24 protein-coding genes are annotated in these 26,813 nt (G+C 64.5%); 23 read left to right on the forward strand and 1 reads right to left on the reverse strand.

Annotation, left to right across the window (positions count from 1 at the left end; genetic code table 11):
• Window position 1: 1 nt before the first annotated feature.
• The 7 genes from CMV14_RS19650 (at window position 2) to CMV14_RS19675 (ending at window position 4,932) form a co-directional block, all read left to right on the forward strand.
• Window positions 2-637 (forward strand): 3-oxoacid CoA-transferase subunit B, encoded by a 636-nt coding sequence (locus CMV14_RS19650; RefSeq protein ID WP_066961506.1) that lies wholly within the window; start codon window positions 2-4, stop codon window positions 635-637.
• A gap of 105 nt (window positions 638-742) precedes the next feature.
• Window positions 743-1,510, forward strand: coding sequence for a LuxR family transcriptional regulator (locus tag CMV14_RS19655; RefSeq protein WP_083215784.1), 768 nt, complete (start codon window positions 743-745; stop codon window positions 1,508-1,510).
• An 80-nt stretch (window positions 1,511-1,590) separates the two neighbouring features.
• Complete coding sequence (locus CMV14_RS19660; RefSeq protein ID WP_238147099.1) at window positions 1,591-2,166, forward strand: acyl-homoserine-lactone synthase; 576 nt, start codon at window positions 1,591-1,593, stop codon at window positions 2,164-2,166.
• On the forward strand, window positions 2,163-3,023 hold the full coding sequence (locus tag CMV14_RS19665; RefSeq protein WP_066961507.1) for a phytanoyl-CoA dioxygenase family protein: 861 nt from the start codon (window positions 2,163-2,165) through the stop codon (window positions 3,021-3,023). The genes CMV14_RS19660 and CMV14_RS19665 overlap by 4 nt, the downstream gene beginning before the upstream one ends.
• Window positions 3,024-3,026: 3 nt before the next feature.
• Window positions 3,027-3,233: a transcriptional regulator domain-containing protein gene (locus CMV14_RS27630; RefSeq protein ID WP_408014344.1), complete on the forward strand. Its 207-nt coding sequence runs from the start codon at window positions 3,027-3,029 to the stop codon at window positions 3,231-3,233.
• A gap of 46 nt (window positions 3,234-3,279) precedes the next feature.
• Window positions 3,280-3,768 carry a DNA -binding domain-containing protein gene (locus tag CMV14_RS19670; RefSeq protein ID WP_066961510.1) on the forward strand — a complete coding sequence of 163 codons (489 nt, stop codon included), beginning with the start codon at window positions 3,280-3,282 and terminating at the stop codon, window positions 3,766-3,768.
• Window positions 3,769-3,951: 183 nt separating this feature from the next.
• On the forward strand, window positions 3,952-4,932 hold the full coding sequence (locus CMV14_RS19675; protein ID WP_066970399.1) for an IS481 family transposase: 981 nt from the start codon (window positions 3,952-3,954) through the stop codon (window positions 4,930-4,932).
• A gap of 111 nt (window positions 4,933-5,043) precedes the next feature.
• Here the strand turns inward: CMV14_RS19675 and ltrA are convergent, their stop codons facing one another.
• A complete protein-coding gene (gene ltrA / locus CMV14_RS19680; RefSeq protein WP_066970370.1) occupies window positions 5,044-6,909 on the reverse strand; it encodes a group II intron reverse transcriptase/maturase in 1,866 nt (621 codons plus the stop codon).
• 883 nt (window positions 6,910-7,792) lie between these two features.
• On the opposite strand from ltrA, the gene CMV14_RS19685 reads away from it, so the two are divergent.
• From CMV14_RS19685 to CMV14_RS19760, 16 genes are all read left to right on the forward strand, one after another.
• Window positions 7,793-8,584 (forward strand): ArdC family protein, encoded by a 792-nt coding sequence (locus CMV14_RS19685; RefSeq protein WP_096367794.1) that lies wholly within the window; start codon window positions 7,793-7,795, stop codon window positions 8,582-8,584.
• A gap of 157 nt (window positions 8,585-8,741) precedes the next feature.
• A complete protein-coding gene (locus CMV14_RS19690) occupies window positions 8,742-10,091 on the forward strand; it encodes a tyrosine-type recombinase/integrase (RefSeq protein ID WP_096367745.1) in 1,350 nt (449 codons plus the stop codon).
• Window positions 10,088-11,875 (forward strand): hypothetical protein, encoded by a 1,788-nt coding sequence (locus CMV14_RS19695; RefSeq protein WP_066970282.1) that lies wholly within the window; start codon window positions 10,088-10,090, stop codon window positions 11,873-11,875. The genes CMV14_RS19690 and CMV14_RS19695 overlap by 4 nt, the downstream gene beginning before the upstream one ends.
• Window positions 11,872-14,034: an integrase gene (locus tag CMV14_RS19700; RefSeq protein WP_066970285.1), complete on the forward strand. Its 2,163-nt coding sequence runs from the start codon at window positions 11,872-11,874 to the stop codon at window positions 14,032-14,034. The genes CMV14_RS19695 and CMV14_RS19700 overlap by 4 nt, the downstream gene beginning before the upstream one ends.
• A 169-nt stretch (window positions 14,035-14,203) precedes the next feature.
• On the forward strand, window positions 14,204-15,067 hold the full coding sequence (locus tag CMV14_RS19705; protein ID WP_066970288.1) for an ArdC family protein: 864 nt from the start codon (window positions 14,204-14,206) through the stop codon (window positions 15,065-15,067).
• A 74-nt stretch (window positions 15,068-15,141) separates the two neighbouring features.
• Window positions 15,142-15,594 (forward strand): ArsI/CadI family heavy metal resistance metalloenzyme, encoded by a 453-nt coding sequence (locus CMV14_RS19710; RefSeq protein ID WP_066970291.1) that lies wholly within the window; start codon window positions 15,142-15,144, stop codon window positions 15,592-15,594.
• Window positions 15,594-15,950: an ArsR/SmtB family transcription factor gene (locus CMV14_RS19715; RefSeq protein WP_066970295.1), complete on the forward strand. Its 357-nt coding sequence runs from the start codon at window positions 15,594-15,596 to the stop codon at window positions 15,948-15,950. Before CMV14_RS19710 ends, CMV14_RS19715 begins: the two co-directional genes overlap by 1 nt.
• Window positions 15,947-16,450, forward strand: a complete 504-nt coding sequence (locus CMV14_RS19720; protein WP_096367795.1) for an arsenate reductase ArsC — start codon at window positions 15,947-15,949, stop codon at window positions 16,448-16,450. Before CMV14_RS19715 ends, CMV14_RS19720 begins: the two co-directional genes overlap by 4 nt.
• Window positions 16,451-16,497: 47 nt before the next feature.
• Entirely contained in the window at window positions 16,498-18,018 is a 1,521-nt protein-coding gene (gene istA / locus CMV14_RS19725; protein WP_096367681.1) for an IS21 family transposase, read from the forward strand.
• 11 nt (window positions 18,019-18,029) lie between these two features.
• On the forward strand, window positions 18,030-18,830 hold the full coding sequence (gene istB, locus CMV14_RS19730) for an IS21-like element helper ATPase IstB (RefSeq protein ID WP_066970386.1): 801 nt from the start codon (window positions 18,030-18,032) through the stop codon (window positions 18,828-18,830).
• 285 nt (window positions 18,831-19,115) lie between these two features.
• On the forward strand, window positions 19,116-20,276 hold the full coding sequence (locus tag CMV14_RS19735) for an alpha/beta hydrolase family protein (protein ID WP_066966095.1): 1,161 nt from the start codon (window positions 19,116-19,118) through the stop codon (window positions 20,274-20,276).
• A 31-nt stretch (window positions 20,277-20,307) separates the two neighbouring features.
• Window positions 20,308-21,075 carry a glutathione S-transferase family protein gene (locus CMV14_RS19740; protein ID WP_176489126.1) on the forward strand — a complete coding sequence of 256 codons (768 nt, stop codon included), beginning with the start codon at window positions 20,308-20,310 and terminating at the stop codon, window positions 21,073-21,075.
• Window positions 21,076-21,191: 116 nt separating this feature from the next.
• The gene (locus CMV14_RS19745) at window positions 21,192-22,202 is read left to right on the forward strand and encodes a VOC family protein (RefSeq protein ID WP_066966101.1); all 1,011 of its coding nucleotides are present in this window, start codon (window positions 21,192-21,194) and stop codon (window positions 22,200-22,202) included.
• Window positions 22,203-22,207: 5 nt separating this feature from the next.
• On the forward strand, window positions 22,208-23,365 hold the full coding sequence (locus tag CMV14_RS19750) for an FAD-dependent monooxygenase (protein WP_083215971.1): 1,158 nt from the start codon (window positions 22,208-22,210) through the stop codon (window positions 23,363-23,365).
• 91 nt (window positions 23,366-23,456) lie between these two features.
• Window positions 23,457-24,623 carry a cytochrome P450 gene (locus CMV14_RS19755; protein ID WP_066966106.1) on the forward strand — a complete coding sequence of 389 codons (1,167 nt, stop codon included), beginning with the start codon at window positions 23,457-23,459 and terminating at the stop codon, window positions 24,621-24,623.
• A gap of 135 nt (window positions 24,624-24,758) precedes the next feature.
• A complete protein-coding gene (locus tag CMV14_RS19760; RefSeq protein ID WP_066966109.1) occupies window positions 24,759-26,312 on the forward strand; it encodes a bifunctional 3-(3-hydroxy-phenyl)propionate/3-hydroxycinnamic acid hydroxylase in 1,554 nt (517 codons plus the stop codon).
• Window positions 26,313-26,813 lie beyond the last annotated feature (501 nt).

Genomic DNA, 26,813 nt, shown 5'->3' on the forward strand with positions numbered 1-26,813 from the left:
TATGCCTTGGACCAGAAATGAGATGGCAGGGCGCGCGGCGCGTGAGCTGGAAGATGGCTTCTACGTCAATTTGGGGATCGGTATCCCGACGTTGGTTGCGGACAATATCCCCGACGGGATCAATGTCACCTTGCAATCAGAAAATGGTATGTTGGGCTTGGGTCCCTATCCTCGGGAGGACGATGTCGATGCCGACATCATCAACGCTGGCAAGGAAACGATCACCGAGTTGGTCGGGACCAGCTACGTCTCTTCAGCCGATAGCTTCGGGATGATCCGGGGCGGTCATATGAACCTGTCTATTCTTGGCGCCATGGAGGTCGCCGAAAATGGGGACATCGCCAACTGGATGATCCCCGGCAAGATGGTCAAGGGAATGGGCGGTGCCATGGATTTGGTGGCGGGTGTTCGTCGCATCATCGTGCTGATGGACCATGTGTCGCGTGATGGGACCGCGAAGTTCAGACGCACCTGCTCGCTGCCGCTGACCGGTTCGAACGTCGTCGACATGCTCGTGACGGACCAAGCAGTTTTTGAGCGTCCGGACCGCGGATCGCCGTTCCGCCTCAAGGAGATGGCCCCAGGCGTGTGCTTGGAGAAGCTTCGAGAAATTACTGAAGCCGAGTTCTTGGTTTGATGGCGGGCAAGGCTGGCATGCGGATTTTTCCACCCCTTCACCCAAGCACGTCATTTTGTGTCGCGAAAGATCTCGCCGTCGCTGAAGACCGCTGCAGAAGGGGTTATGAGCGACCTGCTTGAAGATTTTCTGATCGGACTCGCTTCGGCCAACGACCCGGCAAGTCTGCACACCCTTCTGTCGGCGTTCTCGCAGACGATCGGGTTTTCGCACTTCGCGCTGATCACGCATGAGGATTTGAGGATTTGCCGCAGGGGTCAAATCAACATCCGCAATTATCCCGAAGCTATCGTTGAGCGAATTATCGCTAACGCTTTCTTCCGGCGGGATCCCATCATTAGAGGCGCGCTTTTTGCCGACAGCGCTTTTCTCTGGTCGCGCATCAGCGATATCATCCGGCTCGATAAAAAGGATCGCGCGAGCTTGGAATTAGGCTGCCGCCACGGTCTGACCGAAGGCGTCACGGTTCCATGCCATAAGTTCGGATCAGCTTTTGGGTCATGCACCTTTGCGGGCAAGATCGACTGCGAGCGTGCCGAACGATCACGGGCAATCCTCCAGGCCGCCGCCATATTCGCCTTCCAGCGCGCCCGTCAGATCGCTGGAGACCGAGCAGCGCCCTACGCCGCCTTGCCGCGTCTCAATCCTCGGCCGCGTGACTGCGTCGTCCTTGCCGGACGTGGTCAGACGAATAAGCAAATCGCGCGGACTCTCGGCCTGGCCCCGCGCACCGTAGACGGATATCTCGCCGATGCCCGGCGGATTCTCGGCGCGGCTGACCGCACCGAAATGGTGGTCGCGGCCGTCCTCGACGGGCAGATCGGGCTGGAGGAGATAAACCACCGTCAATCCCCGTCATTTGCGCTGGGATAGCTGGCCGCGCGCCCAGCTGCTGTTCTCGCATGGTCGAAACCGCGAGAACGCCGATGATCCTCATAATCGAAAATGCCCCTATGTCCCCGCACCAGGTTGCGGTCGACACGATGTTCGCCGATCGTAAGGCGCTCTTCGTCGACCTGTTCGGGTGGGACGTGCCCGTCGTCGACGGTCGCTTCGAAATCGATCAGTTCGACGGCGAGCATGTGGTCTATCTGGTCGCCGTCGACGGCGACGGCGCGCACGAGGCTTCGCTACGATTGCTGCCAACCGAGCGTCCGCATATGCTCGACACGCTTTTTCGCAATCTCTGTCCGCTGGGCGTGCCGACCGGGCCGACCATCTGGGAGAGCACCCGGCTCTGCCTTCCTCAGCGCCATGGCGCTGCGCGGCGCAGGCAGCTGCGCAACGCCTTGATCAGCGCGATGGTCGACTTTGCGCTGGCCCGCGGCATCACCCGCTATACCGGGATACTCCCCGAACCCTTTCGCAAGGAAGTGCTCGCTATGGGCTGGCTCGCCGAGCCGCTGGGCCCCGCGGTCCGCATCCCCGGCGGTCCGGTCGGCGCCTTCGCCGCGCATATTGCTCCCGACACGCCCGACCGGCTGCGCTGGACTTGCATCTATACCGAACAGCTCGGACGAGCGGCATGACCGGCATCGTCGACTGCCATGCCGCGCGTCTCGAGCGCCAAGGCTATTGCATCCTGCCGCACGCGGTCGAGCCGGGCGCGATCGCGGAGCTCGGGAAGCATCTCGCCGATGCCTTCGCGCATACGCCAATGGGGGTCGGTCCCTTCTATGGCGAGCGCACCCGGCGCTTCGGTGCGCTGCTGCGCCGATCGTCGGTCGCACGCATGCTCGCCCTGCATCCGGTGGTGCTCGGTATCGTAGAGCAACAGCTCCTCCCCTGGTGCGACCGGATAGCCCTCAACCTTACCCAGGCGATCGAGATCCATCCTGGAGCGCCGGCGCAACTCCCGCATCGCGACCAGGACATGTGGCCGGGGCCAAAAGGGGCCATGGAATATCTCGTCAACGTCATGTGGCCGCTGACTCCGTTCGGTGCGCATAATGGCGGCACCCGACTCTGGCCCGAAAGCCATGTCGATCAGCACATCGCCACGCTTCCCGAAGCGGAGGCGATCGTACCGGCGGTGCTGCCGGGCGACGCGCTCATCTTCCTCGGCTCCACGCTTCATGGCGGCGGCGCCAATCGCGATGCCCTGCCCCGCCGGGGTGTGATCATCAGCTATTGCTTGGGCTGGCTCAAACCCTTCGAGCTGCAATGGCTCGTCTATCCGCCCTCGCTCGCACGGACGTTCGATCCGCCGCTGGCTGCCTTGGTCGGCTATGCGCAGCACCGGCCCAATCTTGGCAATGTCGAGGGACAATGCCCTTCGATCCTGCTCGGGGACAGCCTGCCGCTCTATATCGGCGCGGTCGATGCCCTGCGGCCCGACCAGCAATTGGCAGCGGCGGCCTTCCACGCCGATCCTGATCGGGACTGAAGCATGACGGCGACGGGTCAGTGGCGCGACCCGTCAGCCTATACGGCCATCGCCGCTGGCGGCCGGACCGCGCTGGCCTGGGAAATGCTGCGCCGGTCGCCCGAATTTCCATCATCACCGGCGGGGGCTGGTCACGATATCGTGACTGCGGCGCCAGAGGTCGCCAGCGTCCGATGGGGCCTGCACTTTCCTGCCCGATCCCAGCCTTGATTGCGGGCGCTGCGGTCCGATCTGGACCGCCACCTTCGACCCCTCGGTGCTGCGCATCCGTTGCGAGCCCTGTGCTGCTGACGATCCATGGGCCTTCCGGTGGCCGAATCGGGGCGGCCATGCCGCGGTCGCCCCGGACCGGCAGCATGTCCGGCTCGACGGTGCCGAGCCGCTACGCCTCGATGTGGTCGCGGGCTCGATCCTCGACGGGCCGGTGCGATTGGAGCCCGCCCTTTGCCTCGACCGCGATGTCGAGCGCCAGATCCTCGCTATCCGTCGGCTGCGTGCGCTGCTGGCAGGTGATCCGCTCCCCGTCGAACCCGATCCACGCTTGCCACGGCTGGTCCTGGCGCTCCGGGTGCTCGACGCGCGCAGGGAGGGCGCCAGCCTGCGCGCTATCGGGACGGTACTGCTCGATAACTCGGACTGGCCGGGCGAGGGCGAATGGATGAAGTCCGCGGTGCGTCGGCTCGTTGCCTTGGCCGGCGCGTTGCAGAAAGCTGGCCCCCGCGGTGTGCTGCAGCGAAGATTGTGAGAAGCATCGGCGGCGGTCGTGCGGTACGGCTCGATAGGCATTCGCATGCACCGGTGATCGAGCGGTTGGGCGTCTCCGCGCAGGCGCGGTCGCGCTCTAGCTGTGAGCTTTCAGGAGGTTGTTCATCCGGCGTGACCGGATCAGACTGATGTTGCGACACGTCAGGTCTGGAGGAACGACCGGATGAACATCCACAAGAATGCCCGAACCACGCCCTTCAGTCGAGCCGAGATCGTCCGGCGCGTGATGGTTCTGCGCGAGACGCCCAGGGCGGTCGCGACCGCCCTGGGCGTCTCGGAGCGAACCGTAGCCAAGTGGCTGGCACGTTATCGGATCGAAGGCGAAGCCGGTCTCGTCGACCGCAGCTCGCGCCCACACGCCATGCCCCGCGCCACGCCCGCCGACCGCATCGAGCAGGTCATCGCCCTGCGCCGTCAGCGCCTCTGCGGCAAGCAGATCGCCGCCACGCTGAAGCTCTCGCCAGCCACTGTCAGCCGGATACTGCGCAACGCACGCTTGAGCCGAATGCGCGATCTCGATCCTCCCGAGCCCATCCGTCGCTATGAGCGCGCGCACCCCGGCGAGCTGATCCACATCGACATCAAGAAGCTCGGCCGCTTCGAACGCGTCGGCCATCGCATCACCGGCAATCGGACAAAGCAGAGCAGCACTCGCGGCAGCCGTGCTGGCGAGCGCTACGGCGCGGGCTGGGAGTTCGTCCACGTCTGCATCGACGATGCCTCGCGCATCGCCTTCAGCCAGATCCTCCCCGACGAAAAGAAGGAAAGCGCAACCGCCTTCCTCTTCGCCGCCATCGCCTATTATCAAAGCCTCGGCATCACTGTCTCGCGCGTCATGACCGACAACGGCGCCTGCTACAAAAGCTTCGCCTTCCGCGACGCCTGCAAAGCACTCGGCCTCAAGCACATCCGCACCAAACCCTACACGCCCAAGACTAACGGCAAGGCCGAACGCTTCATCCAGACCAGCTTACGCGAATGGGCATATGCTCGCGCCTATCCAACCTCCGAGCACCGCAAACGCGCCCTCAGTCCATGGCTCCATAATTATAACTGGCACCGCCCCCACGGCAGCTTACAATCACAACCGCCCATCAGCCGACTACGTCAGCCAATGAATAACCTGTTGAGGCTCCACATCTAGCCCTTCGGCCGGGCCTTGGGCCCGAGCCGCTGCCGCGTCTCGGTAGGGTCGACGCGGAACGCCTCTTTCGAGGACGTTCCAGCGCCTCCCCCCGAACCGTGCTTGCACCTTTCAATGCACACGGCTCTCCATTCCGCTGGTCAACCGGCCGCCGTGGAGGTGGACGTGGCATGAGCGACACAGAACGACAGTTACGCGCCGCCGAGCCGATTGTTTCCACGCCGTCATCGGGCCGCGCCGCTTGTCCTTCAGTCTGTTGGGATGATGCGCTTCGAACGGGCCATCAACATCGCCGCAGCTCTCGCATTCGCGGGCGCTGAGGCGTGTGATGATGTCGTTCGTGCTCAACGCAAGGCGTGAGCCGACAGTGGTGTTATCCACGACCGACTGTTGCCAAGGCCGAGCGTTCAAGTGCTTCAACCGCCAGAGCATCTGGACCCGCAGTTCACCCCGTACCATGGTTTTCACGCCATAGTCCGTCCCCAGTTTCAGATTTGCCATGGCTCGCGCCCGCGTTATGCGCTGCCGCGACGCGATGGTCGCCAGTAGGCTCCTGAACATGACGAGTTCAAGGCCGTTGAGCGAGCTTTTCACGCCGTCGGCGATCGCATAATAATTGGCGAGGCCACGTAGCTCTGAGTTGTAGGCAATGACCATTTCCGCGACACTGGAGTCGAGGAACTGCGGACGTACCCGGCCATTCCTCAAGTCGAGGTTGCCGAGTTTCTTACGCCTGCAGAACCCATAGACCCGCGACCTCGGCACCCACAGCTTGATATTGCCCCGCGTTGGTCGGCGACGGACACGACGTGATCCGCCACCGACCTTCGGACGCCCTGCCATTGATCCGGCAGACCGCAACGTGAAGGCGCAAACGTGGAAGCCAAGGAACGGCGATCCCTTCGATGCATCACTGACCCGTGTTTTTTCCGGTGACACCTCAAGGTTGAGCCGATCACGAAGGAACGCTTCGATTTCAGCCCTGATCCTTTTTGCATCAGCCTTGCTGCCGATTACACCGACGAGGAAGTCGTCGGCGTAGCGACAATAGCGCAGGCGCCGGAAGTTGGGGTCCATTGGATCGACAGACGAACATGCCTGCCTTTCCTTCGTGACTGCCTTGATCCGCTTCAACAGATTGCGGACCTCGGCATCGTCCGCGCCACCGGCGCGGAGGGCATCGATCTCGGCACGATAATCGGCGATCTGGCGAGATAGACGCGTATAGGCAGGATTTGCCCTACGCGTTTTTCCCTGATCGAAGCCGACCCGCATTTCCTCCATGAACTCATCAAGCTCATGGAGATATATGTTGGCCAGCAAGGGCGAGATTACGCCGCCCTGAGGGGTGCCGCTATAGGTCCGCTCGAACATCCAGTCGTCCATGACGCCCGCCTTCAACATCCGTTCTATCAGACCGATGAACCGAGGATCATCGATGCGTTTCGAGAGAAGCCTGAGCAGGATGTCATGATCGATGTTGTCGAAGAACCCGCGAACATCCACCTCGATCAGCCATTTCATGCCTGTCCAGGTATTACGGATCTCTTCGAGCGCCGTGTGACACGAGCGTCCCGTGCGGAACCCATGGCTATGTTTTGAGAACACAGGATCATAGATTTGCGCGAGGACGATTCGAGCCGCTTCCTGAACAATGCGATCATCGACCGTAGGGATGCCCAATGGGCGCATTTTGCCATTGCCCTTGGGGATATAGACCCGTCTGACCGGTCGGGGGCGGTATGTGCCATCGGCCACCTGCCGGGCGAGATTGGCTAACCTCTCAAGCGTCATGCCGTCGAAGCTTTGCCCGTCAACGCCCGGTGTCGCGGCACCCCGGTTCCGGGATACTTTGACATAGGCCCGTTCATAGAGATGCGACGATCTCAACAGACGGTGAAGACCATTGACCCGCTTTCCCGCCCGCGACAGGGCCGGAAGAGTTTCGAGCCTTCTCAGGATAATAGCGGTCTGCATCAGCAGTTCCTTTCCATCGATTGGTCGAGTTACGCAGAACTGCCGTCCTTCCCCCGTACCGGGCGAATTTTACGGGCGATCACTCGCCGCTTGTACCGCTGGTCCGTCCACCTCGCGGTGGCTGTCCCGGCCATTACACCGGGCATTTGAGTACTATGACGGCTCCGTCGCCATGCAGGTCCGATACGCTGGCCTGTTTAGGCGATCCCGTAGTTGCACGAGGAGGAGTCGCGATGCGTTTAGGTGCCCCGTTCGTTTCCTTGATCCCCTGACCGGGGCCGCGCCGTGCAGACTGGCGGCGATTCGCTAGGCCGCGCTCCTCGCCCTGCACGAAATGGCGTGTCATCCGCGTTCGCCATCGCTCACCTATTAACCGCTGGAAACTGGGATTCAGACAATCCAGTCTTCACCATGCGCACCTTGCCCGGAGGTCAACCGCCCGACTGCGGAGTCAGGCTTCGATCCCTTCACCGACATGCTATGGTCCCGTTTCCCTTTCGGAATCTCAGCCGGCTCATCACCGGCACCGGTAAGTCGGTCAGGCAGAAACTGTGCCAGTAAGTTTCGTTCGGTAGAACACTCCTTTCTTCTCGCGCCACAACGGCGCACGCCGGCCGGTGACGATCGCTGACGCATGAGCGGTCGCCGCGCGGATGCGCGGCGGCGCTGCTCTTGGGCCCTTCCCTGGTCGGCAGGGGTGGCCGGCGCTCCTGTCTGGGCCCGGCCGGCCGGACGGCAACCCCGGCTGATGCCGGGGTGCTCCATTGCATTGCGCCCTGCGGTGCCGTCCGGCCTTGGCACCGGTCCCGCCTCTCGCGTCTCGCCGTCCACCCCCGCCTCCGCGGGGGACCATGTGGTTTTGGGGGCGGTGGGGAGTAGACCGATGCCTGTCCGTTCCAGCCGTTCCGCCACCGCCAAGCGAGCCGATACCGCGCCTGTCGAACGGGTCGATCTCTATGAGGAGGTGACCGCCCGGATCATCGCCGAACTCGAGGCCGGGCGGGTGCCATGGGGGCAGCCGTGGGACAGTGCCGCCTGCGTGCCATCGCTGCCGCGCAATGCGCTGACCGGGCGTCCCTATTCGGGGATTAATGTCCTGCTTCTGTGGGGCGCTGTCATGGCGCGGGGCTGGCCTTCGCAAAGCTGGCTGACCTTCCGGCAGGCGCGTGAGGCTGGAGGAAATGTCATCGCCGGCGAGAAAGGCGTGACCGTCGTCTATGCTGATCGTTTCATTCCCGAGGCCGAGCTGGCGAGAGCCGCGAGCGAGGGCGCCGAACCGCGTGCGATCCCGTTCCTCAGGCGCTTCACCGTCTTTAACGTCGCGCAGTGCGAGGGTCTGAGAGGCGGGCTGGCCAGCGACCCGGCGCCGCTGCCCGCTCATGCCGTCATGCCCGTCGCCGAGACGCTGATCACGGCCTCCGGGGTGTCGGTCCGCATCGGCGGTGACGCAGCCTGTTATGTCCCGGCGCTCGACCATGTCGAAATGCCGCCACGGGCCGCTTTCTTCGAGCCCCTCGACTATTATCGCACCTGTTTCCACGAGCTGATCCACGCCACCGGCCATGCCAGCCGGATCGGTCGCGACCTGTCGAGCGCATTTGGCAGCACGGGATATGCGCGCGAGGAACTGGTCGCCTTATCTGGACAGTCTGCGCCGCTCGCAACTTTGCAGTAAGGTCGGCGATGGACGCCCACGGTAGGCAGTAATCAGGCTGGCCGTAGCGCTGACCCAAGAGCTGGCGGAGGCCAGCCTGATTGCTGCCGGGTCATAGTGCGCAACGGTGTGAAGGTCAGCTTCCCGGTGGGGGGGCCGGGGGGAGGGCTTCGCGCCGGTGTCGATCATTACTGTTTGCGAGCGCCGCGAGGCCAGGGGCCTCGATGCGCATGTGCCGCTGATCCTGCGCGGCGACGCGCTCTATGATCCCGATCTGGATCGCTTCTTTCTCGACCTGCCGTTGTCGGGCGTCCGCTCGCGGCACTCGCTTCGCGCCTATGCCTATGATGTCGTTGTCTGGCTTCGCTTTCTCGATGCCTGCGGCAAGACCGTGTGGGCTGCGACCCGCGACGATGTCGACGCCTATCATCGTGAGCGACGCCGCGACGAGGCCGATCACCGGATAACGGCCGCAAGCTGGAACCGCGCCGTCGCCAGTCTCGATCGCCTTTACCGATGGGGTGAGCAGCACGGGCTGATCACCGACGCGCCGTTCAGCCGCCGCGCCGTGTGGCGACCGGCGCATGGTGGCCGTCGCGGCATGATCGCGGCGCGCAATGACGCCTATGAACGTGTTGCCAGGCGATCAGATGTGCGGTTCGTCACGATGGACGACTACCGTATTTTCCGCGAGGTCGGCCTGCGCGGCCTTACCCCTGACGGCACCGAGCGCCCCGGCGCGCGCGACCGGAACGGGCTGCGCAACGCGCTGTTTGCCGATCTTCTCGTCACCACCGGCCTGCGCCTCGAAGAGGCGTCGGGCCTGCTCGCCGCCGAGCTCGCGGCGATCGACCGCGAGGACGGCGATGCCCAACAACTTTGGCTGCCTCTCCCGCCACCGCTGACCAAGGGCGACCGGGGACGCAGCGTCCTGCTCCCGCGTCGGCTGCTTCGTCAGATTGCCGCTTACGTCGCCGTCGAGCGCGCAGCGGGCGTGGCCAAGTTCGCCGCGCGAGACGGCGCGACCAAGCTCGAACGATCGATCCCTGTCACCCGCGCCGGTCTCGACCGCATGCGCGATATCTGCACCCCGGAGGAACGATGCCGCCTGATCCTGTACGACGAGGATGGATCGCCCCGCGAGCCGGCGGCGCTGTGGCTGACCGAGGTAGGGCAGCCTGTTCGGCCCAACTCGTGGGAGGTGATCTTCACCCGCGCCTGCAACCGGTGCGCGGAGAACGGCTTCCCGCTGTCGATCAACCCGCACCAGCTTCGCCACACATTCGCAGTCCATATGCTCGCCTTGCTGATCCAGCAGCGGTTGCGCGAAGCGGCATTGCCGGTCGGACCGCTGGAGAGCTATCGGCTGATCCTCGGCGACCCGCTGCAGCAGGTGCAACGCCTGCTTGGCCACGCCAGCCTCACCACCACCTATATCTACCTCGACCATATCGCGACGCGCGCCGATACGGTGGACGCGGCCGTCGAGGAGCTGCTTGCGCTGCTGCCGGGACCGCAGGGCGCATGAGCGGCCATCCCCGCAAGGGCCGGCCTGTCGCCTTCGCGCCGATCACGCCGGAGCCACAGAAGCCCGATCCGGTGCTCGGCCTCAAGTTCACCATCGAGGCGCGGCATGGCGGAACGGTCCTGGTCGATATGGCCGCACTCGATCCCCGTCCGCTCGCTATCGCCTTCGCCGGCGCGCTGCGTCGATCGGCTGCGCTCGGGGGACCGATTGGTGCGGCCAGCGTCATCAAGCAGTATGTGCAGGTCTATCGTCACTTCTTCGCCTGGCTTGGTGATGGTGCGCCGGGGGTGACCGGCGTCAACGACCTGCGTGCAGTCCATATCGATGGGTTCGCCTCCGCGCTCGAACAGCGCGGGATGGGCGCGATCCACCGGCACATATCGGTCGGCAAGATCGTCAACACATTGCGCGCGATCGAGGCAGACCGGCCCGATCGGATCGCGCCCGACCTGCATGAGCGGCTGCGCTACACGCTGGCCACATCGGCGGGCCGCTCGACCCCACGCGATGCTTATAGCCCCTTCGTCGCCCGCGCGTTGCGCGACGCCGCGAGGACCGACGTCGAAGCGATGTTCCGCCGTCTCGGTGCCGACGACCGCACCGATGAGGGCGACCCGGTCATCGCCAGAGCGCGGGCCGACGTCGAAGCGATCATCGCGCGGCAGGGCTTTATCGTTGCAGACCACCCGGCGCTGAAGAGCCTCTATTTCATGCGCATGCGGCGCGGATTGCCGATCAGCACGCTCATCGATGATCTGCATGGCCGCCATCACCCGCTTGCGCGCGATCTGCCGGCGCTGCTCGTGCTGCTCACGCTCGATACCGGCCTCGAGCCCGAGTGCCTGAAGACGCTGACCACAGATTGTCTCACCAACCCCCATGCCGGCACGGTGGAGCTGCGCTATCTCAAGCGCCGCGCCTGCGGCGCCGAGCACAAGAGCATGCGCGTGCGAGATGGCGGTGGGGGCACGCCTGGTGGTCTGATTCGTCGCCTGATTGAGGTCACGGCGATTGCCCGCAAGCATCTGAACGACGATCGTCTTTGGGTTTATCACAACGCTGGCGGCCTGCGGGTAGGCATCCGCCACCCGACGGAACGGATCGATGCCTGGGTAGCTCAGCACGCTATTGTCGATGACGACGGCGAGCCGCTCCACTTGCTGCTCTCGCGGCTCCGCAAGACCCACAAGGCGCTGTGGTACACCAAGACCGAGGGGCACATGACCCGCTTCGCGGTCGGCCACTCGCGCGAGGTGGCGGCGCGCCACTATGCCGATCTGCCGTCGCTCCGGCCCGTGCACGAGACGGCCGTCGCCGACGCCTTCCGCGCGGCGGTCGCCGCCGCGATGCCGACCGTGCTTCCGCCCACCGCCGAGCAGACGTTGCGCGAAGCACCCGAACAGGCCGCGCCGCTGATGCCGCCCGATACCGTGGGTCCGTTGCTCGACGGCGAACAGGATGTCTGGCTCGCAGCCTGCGCGGGCTTCCACAACAGTCCCTTCGCCGAGGCCGGATCACCCTGCGCGCAGCCCTTCTGGGGCTGCCTTGATTGCCCCAACGCCGTCATCACCGTGCGCAAGCTCCCCGCGATCCTCGCCTTCCTCGCCTTCGTCGAAGAGCAGCGGCTGAGCCTGCCCGCGACCGACTGGGCGGCCAAGTTCGGCCGCGTCCATGCCCGCATCACCGCCCAGGTCCTGCCGGCCTTCTCCGATGCCGTCATCACCGATGCGCGCCGGCAGATGGAGGGCGAACGGCTTTATCTGCCGCCGGAGGTCCGCGCATGACCATGCCCGTTCATGCCCAGGCGCCCGCTTTCGACGATCGCCCCGTGCTGGCGAGCGCGCCACTCAAGGAAGGCCATACCCGCGAGGCGCTATCGCGCGTCGGCGACCCGAGCTGGGATCTCGGTCCCGCCGTCTTCCGCGAGAACGCCCGGCGCTGCCACGTCACCGTGCATTTCCACGTGCTCGAACATGCCGATGTGCAGGCGGCGATGCGCGCCTATCTCTACGCCCGCCTCAACGCCGATCTCCCCGGCTATCGGACGAAGTTACCACCCGCCTGTATCCGCCAGGCATTCAACCGTGCCCGCCGGTTCTTCGCCTTCGCCCGCGAGCGGCTCGGACGGCTCGACGTTTCCCGTATCGATCAGCCATTGCTCGATGCCTATGCCCGTCATCTCCGTGACGATCCTGCCCGACGACCCGTCATCGTCGGCCACCTCCTCGAAGTGGTCTCAGATCTCTATTACTATCGCGACCACCTCGATAGCGGAGGCCTTGCATTCGAGCCTTGGGCCGGACAGGCGCCCGCCCGCGTTGCGGGCTACCGCCATGTCCGGGAGAACCGCACGCCGCGCTTCCCGGAAGAGGTCATCGCCGCGCTACTCGCCTGGTCGTTGCGCTACGTCACCATATTCGCGGACGATATCCTCGCCGCCCGCCGCGAGCTTGCGCGGCTCGAAGTGCGCCGGGATCGCCTTGCCGCCGCCGATGCCGGCCTTCCAGACCCTGATCGCCGGCAACGTCGCCGCACCCGCCTGAAGGCCTATTTCGGCCGCCGACGCCGCGAGGGGCGCGGCGCGCCGATCTGGGGCACCGCTCATAACGGCAAGCTGCGCGTCGACCCCAACACCGGCGCAGTGACCCCACCGATCAACGCACATCTCCTGCATCTCCATGTCGGGATCGACGTGCAGGCCGAGCCTGGCGCGCATCTTCTGCTGACAGGCGGTGAAGCGAGGTTGATCGACGCAGTGGCGGCCGAGCTGGGGGTAGAGGTCGGCGGCATGGACACGCCGATCACGATCGATCCTGACAGCGGTCGGCCGTGGCGCGAGCGCTTCGATGCGAAGACTCTCGCACACGAGGAACGGATGCTTCAAGCCGCTGCCTATATCGTGTGCGCCTACCTGACCGGCATGCGCGACTGCGAGGTGCAGGCGATGCGGCGCGGGTGTCTCTCTATCGCGCGCAGCGAGGACGGCCTGATCGAGCGCCATCGCATCCGGTCGACCATCTACAAGCGCCGGGCGGCGGTGGGCGAGGCGGCGAGCTGGGTGACGATCGAGCCGGTCGCCGCCGCGATCATGGTGCTCGAACGCCTGTCGGCAGGGCCGGCGCGCGCCAGCGGCAGCGATACGCTCTGGCCGGTGCTGCGCGCGAGCGCCGTCTCCAAGACGCATCTGTCGAGCGAGGTGGTCCGCCAGCTCAACACCTTCCGCGACCACCTCAACAGCGCCTTCGGCACCCCCGATGAGCCGGTCATCCCGCCCGGACCCGATGGCAAGCCGTGGCGCATCACGACGCGGCAGTTCCGGCGCACGATCGCGTGGCACATCGCCAACCGTCCGTTCGGCACCATCGCCGGCATGATCCAGTACAAGCACGCCTCGGTCGCCGCGTTCGAAGGCTATGCCGGGACCAGCGCATCAGGGTTTCGCGCCGAGGTCGAGGCGCAGCGTCGGCTCGGTCAGATTGACGATCTGCTGGACTATTTCGACCGGCGTCAGGGCGGCGCATCGCTCGGTGGACCGGCGGGACCGCGCATCGCGCGGACGCTCGACGATGCCGCCGTCAGACAAGGGCCTTTGCCCGCCATGATCGCCGATCGCGCCCGCCTGCGCGTCATGCTCGCCAGCGTCGCGCGCACCTTCCATGTCGGCCCGCTCGCGGATTGCTTCTTCGATCCCGCGACCGCGCTCTGCCTCAAGCGCGTGACGACCCCCGATCCGGCAGGGCCGCTCACTGCCCTGTGCGAGCCGACCCGCTGTCCCAACGCCTGCATCACCGCCCGCCACAGGCCGGCCTGGGAACGCGCGGCGGCCGATGCCAGGGCGCACTTACGCGAACGGCGCATCTCCGATCTCCAGCGTCAGGCTCTCCAGCGCGAGCTGGATCGCCTGAGCGTGGTGATTGCCGGGATCGACCCTCCCGCGCCGTAGACCACCCCGGTTGTTGGCGGAGTCCTGCGCCGGTCGGCGCGCCCGCGCAACGGCTTCGCCGTCCTTCGCTTCGCTGCGGCCCTGACGGGTGCGCGAGCCCCCCTGTGCCCGGCGCGAACGGGCCTCCGCCGCCGGGGATGGTCCCCGGCGCGAGAACGGAGAACAGATCATGTCAGCCTCACAACGCTCAGACGTCTATGCTCGCGTCACGCAAGCGATCGTCGACGCCATCGAAGCCGGCACCGGCACCTGGCGCATGCCATGGCATCATTCCGGCGCCGACGTCACCCGCCCGACCAACGTCGCCAGCGGCAAGCCCTATCGCGGCATAAATACGGTCTCGCTCTGGGCGGCCGCCTATGGCAGCGGCTATGCGAGCGGGGTCTGGGGCACCTATCGCCAGTGGCAGGCGCTCGGCGCGCAGGTCCGCAAGGGTGAGCACGCCAGCCTCGGTGTCCTCTGGAAGGAGTTTCACGCGAAGGGCGACGACGCCAGCGACGATGACGACCATCGACGGCTTTTCGCCAAGGCGTTCGGCCTGTTCAACGCCGATCAGGTCGATGGCTATGCGCCCAAACCGGGGCCGGACCTGCCCGAGAGCGAACGCCTCGCCGCCGCCGAAGCCTTCATCGCCGCCCTCGGCATCGATACTGTCTACGGCTCGGCCAGCGCCTATTATCACATCGCCGAAGACCGCATCCACATGCCGGATTTCAGCGCCTTCCACGACGCTCACGGCTTCTATGCCACCCGTATTCACGAGGCCGCTCATGCCAGTGGCGCAGCCCATCGGCTCGACCGGGATTTCAGCGCCAAGTGGACCAGGCACGCGCTCGCGATGGAGGAAGCGACCGCCGAGCTGACCGCCTCGTTCCTGCTCGCCGATCTCGGGATCGCCCACGAGCCGCGGCCCGACCACGCCGCCTATATCGCTTCCTGGCTCCAACTCCTGAAGGATGAGCCGCGGGCGATCTTCACCGCAGCCAGCAAGGCGCAGGCCGCCGCTGACTGGATGCACGCCCAGCAGCCATGAGCGTCGTGCTCATTGACTCGATGATATTACGGATATACTCGTAGTGTCATCGAGTCGTTATCAGGAGCCATTCCATGAAGCGCATCCATCTGCACGTCAGCGTGCCCGATCTCGGCGCGTCGATCCAGTTCTACGAGACGCTGTTCGGCGCCGCGCCCGTCGTCGTGAAGGACGACTACGCCAAGTGGATGCTCGACGATCCCAAGGTCAACTTCGCGATCTCCGAGCGCGCGCGCGCGGCCGGCATCGACCATATCGGCATCCAGGTCGACAGCGCCGATGAGCTCGGCGCGCTCGCCGGTCGCCTCAAGGCCGCCGGGGCGGAGACGTTCGATCAGGAAGCGACCACCTGCTGCTACGCGCAGTCGGACAAGAGCTGGGTCCGCGATCCCGCCGGCGTGCGCTGGGAGACCTTCTTCACCTTCGGTGAGGCGACCAGCTACGGCGAGGACGAGGTGCTGCCCGAGCCCGCCGCGGCCTGCTGCGGCCCCGCCGATGCGCCCGCGCCAAAGCAGGCGTGCTGCTGATGGACGCGAACGCTGCCGTCGCCTCGCTCTCGGCGCTCGCGCATCCGGGCCGCCTCGAGGTCTTTCGCCTGCTGGTCCGCGCCGGCGCCGAGGGCATGGCCTCGGGCGATATCGCGCGCGCGACGGGCCATGTCCCGCAGACGCTCTCGGGCAACCTCAACATCCTCGGCCACGCCGGGCTCGTGTCGTCGCGGCGCGAGGGCCGGTCGATCATCTACACCGCTGATTATGCCCGCATGACCGACCTGCTCGGCTTCCTGATGGAGGATTGCTGCGGCGGCGCCCCGGAGATCTGTGCTCCGCTCGCCGACGTGGTCACCAGGGCCGCCTGCTGCCAACCCGGAGCCGTTCAATGACCGACCGTGTTTTCAATGTCCTGTTCCTCTGCACGGGTAACTCGGCCCGCTCGATCCTCGCCGAGAGCGCACTGAACAAGCTCGGCGAAGGCCGGTTCCGCGGCTATTCCGCAGGCAGCTTCCCCAAGGGCGCGGTCAACCCCGACGCGCTGAGGCTGCTGGAGCGCATCGGTTACCCGACCGAAGGCCTTCACTCGAAGAGCTGGGAAGAGTTCTCCGTGCCGGACGCGCCGGTGATGGATTTCGTGTTCACCGTTTGCGACGATGCGGCGGGCGAGACGTGTCCGGTCTGGCCCGGCCATCCGATGACCGCCCATTGGGGCATCGAAGATCCGAGCCATGTCGAGGGCAACGACATCGAGCGCGAGCGCGCCTTCGTGACAGCGCTGCGCTATCTCGAGAACCGCATCAAGCTGTTCATGGCGCTGCCGTTCGACCAGCTCGACGTGAGAACACCGGGAATAAAAGGGGCCACGGATCGGCCAGTCTCACCGGATTAAAAAGGGGCCAGTCCTGCTAGACCTCCGTTTTTGGGCGGAGGTGGAGGATGAAGAGAGTGGAGCTTTATCAGAAGGTCCGCCGCGCCGTGCTGATTGACGGGATGAGCCGTCGCGCTGCCGCCCGGTATTTTGGGATCAATCGCAAGACCGTCGACAAGATGCTGTGCTTTCCAGAGCCAGCAGCGCACGGCCGGAGCGGGCAAACCTACAGCCGCAAGCTGTCCGGATTTACCGACATCATTGACCAAATCCTGGTGGATGACCGCAAGGTTCACATCAAACAGCGACACACTGCCGCGCGTATTTTCGAGCGTCTGCGCGATGAACATGGCTTCACCGGCGGCATCACCATTGTTCGCGACTATGTGGCGGGCGCCAAGTTGCGCAGCCGCGAGGTGTTCATACCATTGAGCCACAAGCCGGGGCATGCGCAGGTGGATTTTGGTGAGGCGGACGGGATCATCGACGGCAAGTTGGTGCGGTTCCACTATTTCTGCATGGACCTGCCGCACAGCGATGCGCCGTTCGTTAAAGCCTATCCTGCCGAGGTGGCTGAGGCATTTTGCGAAGGGCACGTGGCGGCCTTTGCCTTCTTCGGCGGCATCCCGCAGTCGATCCTGTATGACAACACCAAGCTGGCAGTGGCGCAGATCCTGGGCGACGGGAAGCGCGAGCGCAGCCGGATGTTCTCGACCCTCCAGAGCCATTACCTGTTCGAAGACAAATTCGGGCGCCCCGGCAAGGGTAACGACAAGGGCAAGGTCGAGGGGCTGGTCGGTTATTCCCGGCGCCACTTCATGGTGCCGAGGCCAGAGGCGCCCAGCTTTGATGCGCTGAACGCGCGCTTTGTCGAACAATGCATGGAGCGACGACAGGCCATCTTGCGCGGGCATGAGCGCAGCATCGGTGACAGGCTGGTGGCTGATCTGGCGGCCTTTATGCCGCTACCGGCGGTGCCGTTCGATCCCTGCCATATGGTGACGGGGCGGGCCTCGTCGATGTCGCTGGTGCGCTATCGTACCAATGATTATTCGGTGCCGACGGCCTATGCCCACCAGGAGGTCGTAATCAAAGGCTATGTCGATCGGGTTGCGATCATCTGTGGCGGGGAGCTGATCGCAGTGCATCCGCGCAGCTATGAGCGGGAGGACTTCATTGCCAACCCGCTGCACTATCTGGCGCTGTTAGAACAGAAACCCCGCGCGCTTGATCAGGCAGCGCCGCTCGATGGCTGGGTGCTGGCTGAACCGATGCATCGCATCCGACGACTGATGGAGGCGCGCAGCGGCAAAGAGGGACGGCGCGAGTTCATCCAGGTGCTGCGGCTATGCGAACGCTTCGAGCAGTCCCTGGTGGAATGGGCAGTGGCCCGCGCGCTGGAGATGGGGGCAATCAGCTTCGATGCGATCAAGATGATCGCGCTGGCCCGCCTCGAACAGCGTGTGCCGCGCCTCGATCTGCAATTTTACCCGCATTTGCCGCGCGCGAATGTCGGGCGTACCGATCCGCGCACCTACATGGGCCTGCTCTCGCAGGCAGGCACTCCAGCGACGGGAGTGGCAGCATGAGTGATCCCATGATGCCGCTGCCAGCCATCGAGGCCGAACCCACCAGCGTGCCGCCCGCTGTACTACTGGCCAACCATCTCAAAGCGCTCAAGCTGCCCACCTTTGTGCGCGAGTATGAGAAGGTCGCCTTCGAGGCCGCGCAGGATCGGGCCGATTACCCCCGCTATCTGCTGCGCCTGTGCGAACTTGAACGGATTGATCGCGAGCGCCGGATGGTGGAGCGCCGTATCCGCATGGCTCGCTTCCCGCACACCAAGAGCTTTGACACCTTCGACTTTGCAGCCCAGCCATCACTGAACAAGGCCTTGGTTCTGGAACTGGCGCGCGGTGAATGGATCGAGCGGCGGCGTAATGTCATTGCGCTGGGCCCCAGCGGCACCGGTAAGACCCACACCGCCCTCGCGCTAGGACTGGCTGCGTGCCAGAAAGGGCACAGCGTGGCCTTCACAACGGCCGCGGCGTTGGTCCATGACCTGATGGAGGCTCGCGACGAGCGTCGCTTGCGCAGCCTGCAAAAGCATCTGGCATCTGTAAAGCTGCTGATCCTCGACGAGTTGGGATATGTACCATTCACCGCCGTGGGCGGCGAGTTGCTGTTCGAGGTACTCAGCCAGCGCTATGAACGCGGCAGCACGCTGATCACCAGCAATCTGCCCTTCGATGAATGGACATCGGTGTTCGGCTCCGAACGCCTGACCGGCGCCCTGCTCGACCGGCTGACACACCACGTCCACATTCTCGAGATGAATGGTGACAGCTTCCGTCTCGCCAGCAGCCGCAAGCGCCAGAAGGACAAGGGGGAGGATAAATGACCTAAGAACGGGCGGCCATCGGCAGCGGGAAATCGGCTTCCGCTCCGCTCCAGCCGCTTCCCCGCTGCCGATGCTGCCCAGCCTCAACCTTGGGGCTTTTTGTTCAAACCAACTGGCCCCATTTTAAACCGGTGCCTGGCCCGTTTTTATCCCGGCGTTGACACCGCGGCGCCGTTCCCGCCAATCCTGCGCCGCAAAGATGGGAGGAAGGTCGCAGCCATCCAGCGCTGGCCGACCCTCGCCCACGGCTGAATCCGGTCGGGCGTCCCACAGAGAGGAGGCATTATGTTCGAGCCGTTTCCCGGCAATTACATCTGGAGTCTGTCCGTCAACATCGCCTTGTCGATGGGAGGCGAGATCGGTGAGATCGATATCGCCAACCGCAAGGTCGCAGAGGCGGCCAAACAAGGGGCCGACCACGGCACAAAAGCCTTCTTCGAAGCCTGGCGCGACATGGCCGAGAAGGTCGCGGCGCTGGGCGAGGAGGATGAGGCCAATGGCAGGCCGCTGTCCGCCTCGCGGAAATATGCCCGCGCGGTTGCCTATTATATCGTCTGCGAGCGGATGCAGGATCGCGACCATGCGCCGCGCAAGGAAGCCTATCGCCGAATGCTGGAATTGCGCGACCGGATGATCGCCACCGGCGGGCTCAACTGCGAGGTCGTCTCCTTTTCCTATGAGGGCAGGACATTGTCGGGCCTATTCGTGCGCGCCGGAGGGGTGGACGGGCCCGCCCCCTGCATGATCCACTGCAACGGGCTCGATAGCATCAAGGAGATGCTCTACCTGTCCGAAACCGCCCAGGAGATGAGCCGCCGTGGCATTGCCAGCCTGCTCATCGACCAGCCCGGCGTGGGTGAGGCGCTGCGGCTCGAGGGCCTGACCGCGATCCACGACAGCGAGCGCTGGGCCGGAGCCGCGATCGATTATCTGGAGACCCGCCGCGAGGTCGATGCACGGCGGATCGGGATCGTCGGCATCTCGCTTGGCGGCTATTTCGCGCCGCGCGCCGCCGCTTTCGAGCCCCGGCTGTCGCTTTGCGTATCGTGGGGCGGCAACCACGACTGGGGCGAGATTCAGCGGCGGCGGATGCGCCGGGAAGGCGATCACCCCGTTCCGCATTACTGGAACCATGTATTGTGGGTCTGGGGTCAGCCCGATGTCGACAGTTTCATGAAATATGCCGAGAATGTCTGCCTCGACGGCGTTGTCGAAAAGATCCGTGCGCCCTATCTTGTCACCCACGGCGCCGGTGACCGCCAAATCCCGTTGGAATTCGCGCATAAGTCGCACGACCAGGCGGTGAACAGCGCGCACCGCGAGCTTCGCATCTTCACTGAGCGCGAGGGTGGCGTCGAGCATGTCGCCGCCGACAATATGGAGCCGTCGCGCAGCTTCATCTGCGATTGGGTGCGCGAGCAGTTCGCCGCCGGCGCGCGCAGTTGACGGTCGGCGATTAATGCTGCGCCTTCATCATATGAGCGAGTCCACCTGCTCGCAGCGGGTGAGGCTGGCGCTCGCCGAGAAACGCTTGGACTGGGAGAGCGTGCTCGTGCCGCCTGGCGGACTACGCGACCAGGCCTATCTTGCGCTGAATCCTGCGGGCGTCGTCCCCACCCTAATCCATCAGGACCATGTCCTCGTCGAGTCCCGCATAATCTGCGAATATCTCGAAGAGGCATTCCCGGCAGAACCGCTAATGCCGCTGCGCGCGTTCGAGCGCTATCGGGTTCGGCGCTGGACGAAACTGTTCGACGACAAACTTCATCTCGCGATCTTCGTGCTGAGCTTCGTCTGCTGGATGCGTGCGCGCTATCTCGCCCTACCCGACGCCCTGCGTGCTTCCGCGCTGCCTGGCATGACCGATCCGGTGAAGCGCCGGATCGCGGAAAATCTGCTCGAACGGGGATGGGATGCCGAGATACTCCGGGTGGCGCTGCGACAGCTCGTCAGCACGGCCGACGCACTGGAGACCGCATTGGCGGAGTCGCGCTGGCTGGGCGGTGATCACTTTTCCCTGGCGGATGTCGATCTGCTCACTGTCATCCAGCGGCTTGACGAACTGGGCGCGGGATCGCTGCTCGACGAGCGCGCGGCTGTCGCGGGTTGGCTGGACCGCAGTCGCCACCGGCTTTCCTTCGCGCTCGCCTTCGACACGTGGCGAAACGAGGAAACCGCCCGGCGCCATAGCCTGCTCGCCAACGAGGCCGCCGAGCGGTTCGCCGGCCTCATCGCGTCGCTCTGAGCACAACCGAACACAATATTCGCCAGACCGATCTTGCCCATCAGAACATGCAATTTGCCGCGCTCCGGCTCAGCCAATTACGGTCTGTTTCCATCAGCCAGATATAGGAGAAACCCATGATCACCGGACATGCGGGCCTGGTGCTGGGCGTTGCGGACATCCAGGAAGCTCGGCGCTTCGTCGACGATTTCGGCTTGCCGCTCCGGCACGCCGATGCGGAGACGGTAAGCTTTGAACTCGAGGAGGGCTCGACCGTCTTTCTGCGCCATCAGGACGATCCGTTACTGCCGCCGCCGCTGGGCGCGGCCGCCAGCGGGGTGCGCGAGATCATCTGGGGCGTCGACACGCGCGAGGCGCTCAACGCGCTCGCGGCCTCGATCAGCCAGGACGTCGCCGTTACCCGGGATGCGGACGGCAGCTTCGGCTTCGTCGATCCCAGCGGCATCGCCACGCGGCTCCGGCTGTTCCATCGCAAACCGGTGCTGAACGCGCCCGAACCGCTCAACGCGCCCGATGCGGTTCGGCGGCTCGGCAAACATCGCCGCTGGCGCAAGCGCTGTTATCCCAAGGTGATCCAGCATGTCGTCTATGTCGTGGATGACGCATTGGAGGCCGCCCGCTTCTACATCCACCGGTTGGGCTTCAAACTGTCCGACATTTCTGACGGTGTCGGCTATTTCCTGCGCGCGCCCGGAATCAGCGAGCATCACTCGATCTTCTTTTTGCAAAAAGGGGCCGTCCCCGGCGCCGACAGCCCGCGGCCCGATCATGTCTCCTTCGGCGTCGAGGATATCGACGAGATGATGGTCGGCGCGAATTATATGGATCGGCGCGGCTGGAAGAAATCCATGGGGCCCGGCCGCCACCGCATAGGATCCGCGCTTTTCTACTATTTCCACACGCCGTTCGGCATCGAGTTCGAATATGACACGGACAATGATCATCTCGACGAACATTGGCAGCCGCTGATCTGGGAACCGCGCTTCGGAATGCTCGCCTGGATAGCCGGCGACATGCCGCCCTTCTGGCGTCAGGAACCCGACTGGAACGTGCGCTATGTGCCAGCCGATCACCCCGTCTTCGTCCCTTATGAAACGGTCGCGCCCGCGTCCGATGCGCAGGGCTAGGCCGCATGAGCCGGAAATCGCGAATATTGATAGTGGGCGCGGGCATTGGCGGCCTGACTGCCGGTATCGCCCTGCTCCGCAATGGGGCCGAGATCGAGATCATCGAGAAGAAGGCGGACAATATCGTTTACGGCGTGGGGTTGAGCCAGCCCGGCAACGCGTTGCGCAGCCTGAAGTCGATCGGCCTGCTCGATCAATGCTACGCCGAGGGACTCGGCGCCGACTTCACCGAATGGTTGCGCGGCGACGGCGCGCTGATCGCCAGGACGCCGAGCCTGCGGCTCGCCGATCCGGATCGCCCCGCTTACAATAATATCGGCCGTCCCGCCCTGCAGCGCATCCTGCTGGCCGAACTCCGGCAGCTGGGCGCCGAACCCCGGCTCGGAGCCACCGCCGACGTCATCCAGACGGCCGGCGACGGCGTCGACGTCACCTTCAATGATGGGCGCGAGGCGCGCTACGACCTCGTGCTTGGCGTCGACGGCTTGCGCTCGCAGACCCGGCGTATGCTGTTCGGCGATGCTTTCGAGCCCGTCTATACCGGCCATGCGGTATGGCGCGTGCCGATGGAGCGGCCTTCCGGCATCGACTGCAACATGATCTTCTTCGGCACGGGCAAGAAGGCCGGGCTGATCCCGTTGAGCGGAAGCACCATGTATTTCTGGGTCGTCGTGAATGCGCCGGCTAACGAGCGCCTGCCGAGGGATCAGTTCCTGCCGCTGGCCCGGCGCGCCTTCAGTGGCTTTGGCGGCATTGTGGAGGATGTGGCGAGCACGCTGACCAGCCCCGATCGAATCGTATATTCGCCGATCGAGGAAGTTCGAATGCCGCTACCCTGGAGCATGGGCCGCACCGTCCTGATCGGCGATGCGGCGCACGCATCAGGCCCGCATCTCGGCCAGGGCGCGGCGATGGCCATGGAGGACGCCGTGCTGGCCGGTGAGATGTTCCATGACGCGGCTTCCCTACCGGAGGCGATCGCCGCCTTCCAGCAGCGGCGCTATCCCCGCGCCCGGTTCATTCAGGATCAGACGCGTCTGATGGGCGAGCGCGGACAGATGCAGGGCCGCGTCAGATGCTATGTGCGTAACCATTTCATCTTGCCCCGGGTGCTCCCGCGCGCGGCGGATGCCGTCGAGCGGATGATTGCTGAAAACCCCTGATCGGAAAGCCGGCGGACGTGCAGGGCGGCGGGCTCCATACCCCGACTTTCGGACCTCGCGACCCCGCCTGGTTTCAACGGAGAAGCGTACGATGATCCCGACAGTGGATGTGAACCTATATTCGCCCGACACGCTGGCCTATCCCTACGAAGCCTATCGGACGATCCGCGACGCGGGGCCGGTATGCCGGCTGGCGGGAAGCGATCTGCTGGCGATCGGCCGCCATGCCGACCTGCGCACCGCGTTGGCCGACTGGCAAAGCTTCAGTTCCGGCTCGGGCGTGGCGATGAACGCGCCGATGAACGCAGCGCTGCGTGGCACCATCCTGGGGGCCGATCCGCCCGAACATCAGCGTCTTCGCGACATCGTCGGACGGCCACTGACCCCAGCCCGGCTGGGTGCGTTGCGCCAGAGGATCTACCGCACCGCCGAGCAGCGCGTTGACGAGCTTGTGGCGCGAGGCACCTTCTGCGCAGCCACCGACCTCGCCCATTACCTGCCTATAACAGTCGTTTCGGAGCTGGTCGGGCTTCCGGAGGAAGGCCGTCAGCGCATGCTGGACTGGGCGGCCTCCGCCTTCGACGCCATGGCCCCGCTCGAAGCGGGCCGTTTCGAGGCAGCGATGCCCGTCATCGGAGACATGATCCGCTATGTGCGCGATCCCGCGCTGCCCGCCCGTCTGGTGGCGGACGGCTGGGCGGCCCAGCTCTATGCCGCGGTCGACGCCGGCGAGATCGACAAGCCCTTTTTCGAAAGCCTGATCCAGGCCTATCTCGCGCCATCGCTCGATACGACGATCTTCGCGACGTCCAACCTCATCTGGCTGTTTGCGCACCATCCCGACCAGTGGCAAAAGCTCCGCGAGCGCCCCGCCCTTATCCCGCGCGCGATCAACGAAGCGCTTCGGCTGGAAAGTCCCGCCTCGGGCTTTTCCCGTCTGGTCTCGCGCCCGGTCCGGGTCGATGGGATAGACGTTCCCGAAGGGAGCCGTGTGGTCATGCTATTCGCCTCGGGTAATCGTGACGAGCGGCGCTATCAGGATCCCGACCGGTTCGATATCGAGCGGGACAGTTCGGACCACCTGGCTTTCGGCCATGCGCTCCACCGGTGCGTCGGGATGAACCTGGCGCTACTCGAGATGACCGCGCTGCTGTCGGCCATGCTGCCCCGGGTTTCGGAGATCACACTGAACAGCGAGCGCCGCGCTGACAACGCCGTACTGCGCGGCTTCGCCGAGTTGAACATCACGGTCCGCTAAACCCCGTGGGGAGGGGCAAAGACTATAGCCAGTGGTGATCGCTTTAACAAAGCCGCCATCTTTTATCGATCCGCTACGGGCTTAGACCGACACGCGAGGCACCTCGCGCTCCTCCCAAAACGCCAAGAGGATATTATGACTGATTTCGATGTGTGCATCATCGGCTTCGGCCCCACCGGAGCGGTCGCGGCTGCCCGTCTCGCCGATGCCGGGCACAAGGTCGCGGTCGTCGATCGGCTGACCGATGTCTACGACAGGCCGCGTGCTATCGCGCTCGATCATGAGATCATGCGCCTGTTTCAGAATATGGGCGTAATCGAGGATATCCTGCCCCATGTGGCCGAATATCCTGCGTCTGAATATCGGGGCGTTGACGGCCGGATCATCAAGCGGCTGGATGCGGCCCCGCCGCCCTATCCCCAGGGTTGGGCACCCAACTATTCCTTCACCCAGCCGCCGGTCGAGAAGCGCCTGCGCGATCGAGCGGCCAGCGCTGGCGCTACGCTGTTGCTCGGCCATGAATTGATAGCGCTTACCGAGGGAAGCGATCATATTGAAGTGGAGCTGCGAGATAGCGACGGCGCGCCAGTCAAGCTGGATGCGCGCTATGTCATCGGTGCCGATGGAGCGAACAGCACCGTCCGGCGGTTGTCCGGCCTGACGCTGGAGGATCTCGATTTCGACGAACCCTGGCTGGTCGTTGACGTGAAGGTGAACGAGGACACCTTAGCTGGCCTTCCCTCCGTCAATGTCCAATATTGCGAACCGGCCCGACCAGCTACCTATGTGGTGGGGCCAGGCGCCCACCGGCGCTGGGAGATCATGCTCAACGAGGATGAGGACCCAACGGCGGTAATGGAGCCGGAGCGCGTATGGGAATTGCTGTCGCGTTGGGTGAACCCGGCCACCGCGACCTTATGGCGCAGCGCCACCTATCGATTCCATGCCGTGGTCGCGCCCGAATGGCGGAAGGGCCACATCATTCTGGCCGGCGATGCCGCACATCAGCAGCCCCCCTTCCTGGGTCAGGGCATGTGTCAGGGGCTTCGCGATGCCGACAACCTCGCCTGGAAACTCAATCTGGTGCTGCGCGGATTGGCGCCTGACACACTCCTCGACAGCTATGGCCAGGAGCGTCGTGATCATGTCACGCGCCTGATCTCTATCATCAAGACCTTGGGCCGTTTCGTCTGTGAGCGCGATATCGAACAAGCGTGCCGCCGTGATGAGATGCTTATCGCCGAAATGGGCGGCGGAGTGGTGACAACCTTCCGCCAGGACATCATGCCGAAACTGGAGACCGGCTTTATCGCTTCCGGAGCAAATTCAGGTCGTGGAACCTTGTTCCCTCAGCCGCGGATCGTCGATGGCAAGCTGCTCGATCAAACACTCACCCCCGGCTTCCGCCTGATAGTGTTAGGGGATGCCGCTCAGCTCCCATCCATTGCTCCTGCAGCGCTGCCCGGCATAACCATTGCTCGGATCAGCGGCGCGAAGAGCCAAGTGTTTGAAGAACCTGAAGCGCGTCTTTTCGTTGAGACAGATAATGTCGCTTCCTCTTGGTTCGAGCGCCACAACGCCGTGGCGGCGCTTCTTCGACCTGACAATTACGTGTACGGAACGGTGTCCGATATAACCTTGGTCCCCACGCTGCTAAAGGAATGCTCCGTCGCACTGTCCAGAGCCTGAAATGCGGCCGATACGGGTTGACGGCCTGAGCGGGCGAACCACCTAAAGCAGCATCCTTAAAAGCCAGATTTTTAAGCGCGTCGTTGCCCATCGATGGCAATTTGACCATCGGTAAGGCTAGTTAAGGTCGGGCGAGCAGTTAAAACCTCCGCTCACTCCGCACAGCTCTTGAAAGCGCCGTACGTTTGCGATCGGCCCGACGAAGACCACCTTCCCAAACGTCGCTACTGGGACCCGGCTTGACGAGTCCGCTGTGGCCAACCGTTTTCCCGAAGCGGACAGTCCGCTCCCGGCCGAGGAGCCGACATATATAGATCCTTATGCCGATGCTCGCTTTGGCCAAGTCTGTCGCCAATTCGGACAGTCCGGACTGTCCCCGATAGCGGACATCGCTCTCCTCCTTCGGCTGACCCACAAACTCTGTCCGCTCGAAGGCCACCGTTGACCGCCTAAGATCACTCATCAGGAAGCACGGCAGTCGCGATTGTCATGTCTGCCCGC

This window comes from Rhizorhabdus dicambivorans (genome assembly GCF_002355275.1).
Classification (GTDB): domain Bacteria; phylum Pseudomonadota; class Alphaproteobacteria; order Sphingomonadales; family Sphingomonadaceae; genus Rhizorhabdus; species Rhizorhabdus dicambivorans.

Excerpts from the sequence above, each read along its gene's own strand:
- CMV14_RS19650 (WP_066961506.1), top strand. The coding sequence starts at position 2 with ATGCCTTGGACCAGAAATGAGATGGCAGGGCGCGCGGCGCGTGAGCTG.
- CMV14_RS19655 (WP_083215784.1), top strand. The coding sequence starts at position 743 with ATGAGCGACCTGCTTGAAGATTTTCTGATCGGACTCGCTTCGGCCAAC.
- CMV14_RS19660 (WP_238147099.1), top strand. The coding sequence starts at position 1,591 with ATGTCCCCGCACCAGGTTGCGGTCGACACGATGTTCGCCGATCGTAAG.
- CMV14_RS19665 (WP_066961507.1), top strand. The coding sequence starts at position 2,163 with ATGACCGGCATCGTCGACTGCCATGCCGCGCGTCTCGAGCGCCAAGGC.
- CMV14_RS27630 (WP_408014344.1), top strand. The coding sequence starts at position 3,027 with ATGACGGCGACGGGTCAGTGGCGCGACCCGTCAGCCTATACGGCCATC.
- CMV14_RS19675 (WP_066970399.1), top strand. The coding sequence starts at position 3,952 with ATGAACATCCACAAGAATGCCCGAACCACGCCCTTCAGTCGAGCCGAG.
- ltrA (WP_066970370.1), bottom strand. The coding sequence starts at position 6,909 with ATGCAGACCGCTATTATCCTGAGAAGGCTCGAAACTCTTCCGGCCCTG.
- CMV14_RS19685 (WP_096367794.1), top strand. The coding sequence starts at position 7,793 with ATGCCTGTCCGTTCCAGCCGTTCCGCCACCGCCAAGCGAGCCGATACC.
- CMV14_RS19695 (WP_066970282.1), top strand. The coding sequence starts at position 10,088 with ATGAGCGGCCATCCCCGCAAGGGCCGGCCTGTCGCCTTCGCGCCGATC.
- CMV14_RS19700 (WP_066970285.1), top strand. The coding sequence starts at position 11,872 with ATGACCATGCCCGTTCATGCCCAGGCGCCCGCTTTCGACGATCGCCCC.
- CMV14_RS19705 (WP_066970288.1), top strand. The coding sequence starts at position 14,204 with ATGTCAGCCTCACAACGCTCAGACGTCTATGCTCGCGTCACGCAAGCG.
- CMV14_RS19710 (WP_066970291.1), top strand. The coding sequence starts at position 15,142 with ATGAAGCGCATCCATCTGCACGTCAGCGTGCCCGATCTCGGCGCGTCG.
- CMV14_RS19715 (WP_066970295.1), top strand. The coding sequence starts at position 15,594 with ATGGACGCGAACGCTGCCGTCGCCTCGCTCTCGGCGCTCGCGCATCCG.
- CMV14_RS19720 (WP_096367795.1), top strand. The coding sequence starts at position 15,947 with ATGACCGACCGTGTTTTCAATGTCCTGTTCCTCTGCACGGGTAACTCG.
- istA (WP_096367681.1), top strand. The coding sequence starts at position 16,498 with ATGAAGAGAGTGGAGCTTTATCAGAAGGTCCGCCGCGCCGTGCTGATT.
- istB (WP_066970386.1), top strand. The coding sequence starts at position 18,030 with ATGCCGCTGCCAGCCATCGAGGCCGAACCCACCAGCGTGCCGCCCGCT.
- CMV14_RS19735 (WP_066966095.1), top strand. The coding sequence starts at position 19,116 with ATGTTCGAGCCGTTTCCCGGCAATTACATCTGGAGTCTGTCCGTCAAC.
- CMV14_RS19740 (WP_176489126.1), top strand. The coding sequence starts at position 20,308 with ATGAGCGAGTCCACCTGCTCGCAGCGGGTGAGGCTGGCGCTCGCCGAG.
- CMV14_RS19745 (WP_066966101.1), top strand. The coding sequence starts at position 21,192 with ATGATCACCGGACATGCGGGCCTGGTGCTGGGCGTTGCGGACATCCAG.
- CMV14_RS19750 (WP_083215971.1), top strand. The coding sequence starts at position 22,208 with ATGAGCCGGAAATCGCGAATATTGATAGTGGGCGCGGGCATTGGCGGC.
- CMV14_RS19755 (WP_066966106.1), top strand. The coding sequence starts at position 23,457 with ATGATCCCGACAGTGGATGTGAACCTATATTCGCCCGACACGCTGGCC.
- CMV14_RS19760 (WP_066966109.1), top strand. The coding sequence starts at position 24,759 with ATGACTGATTTCGATGTGTGCATCATCGGCTTCGGCCCCACCGGAGCG.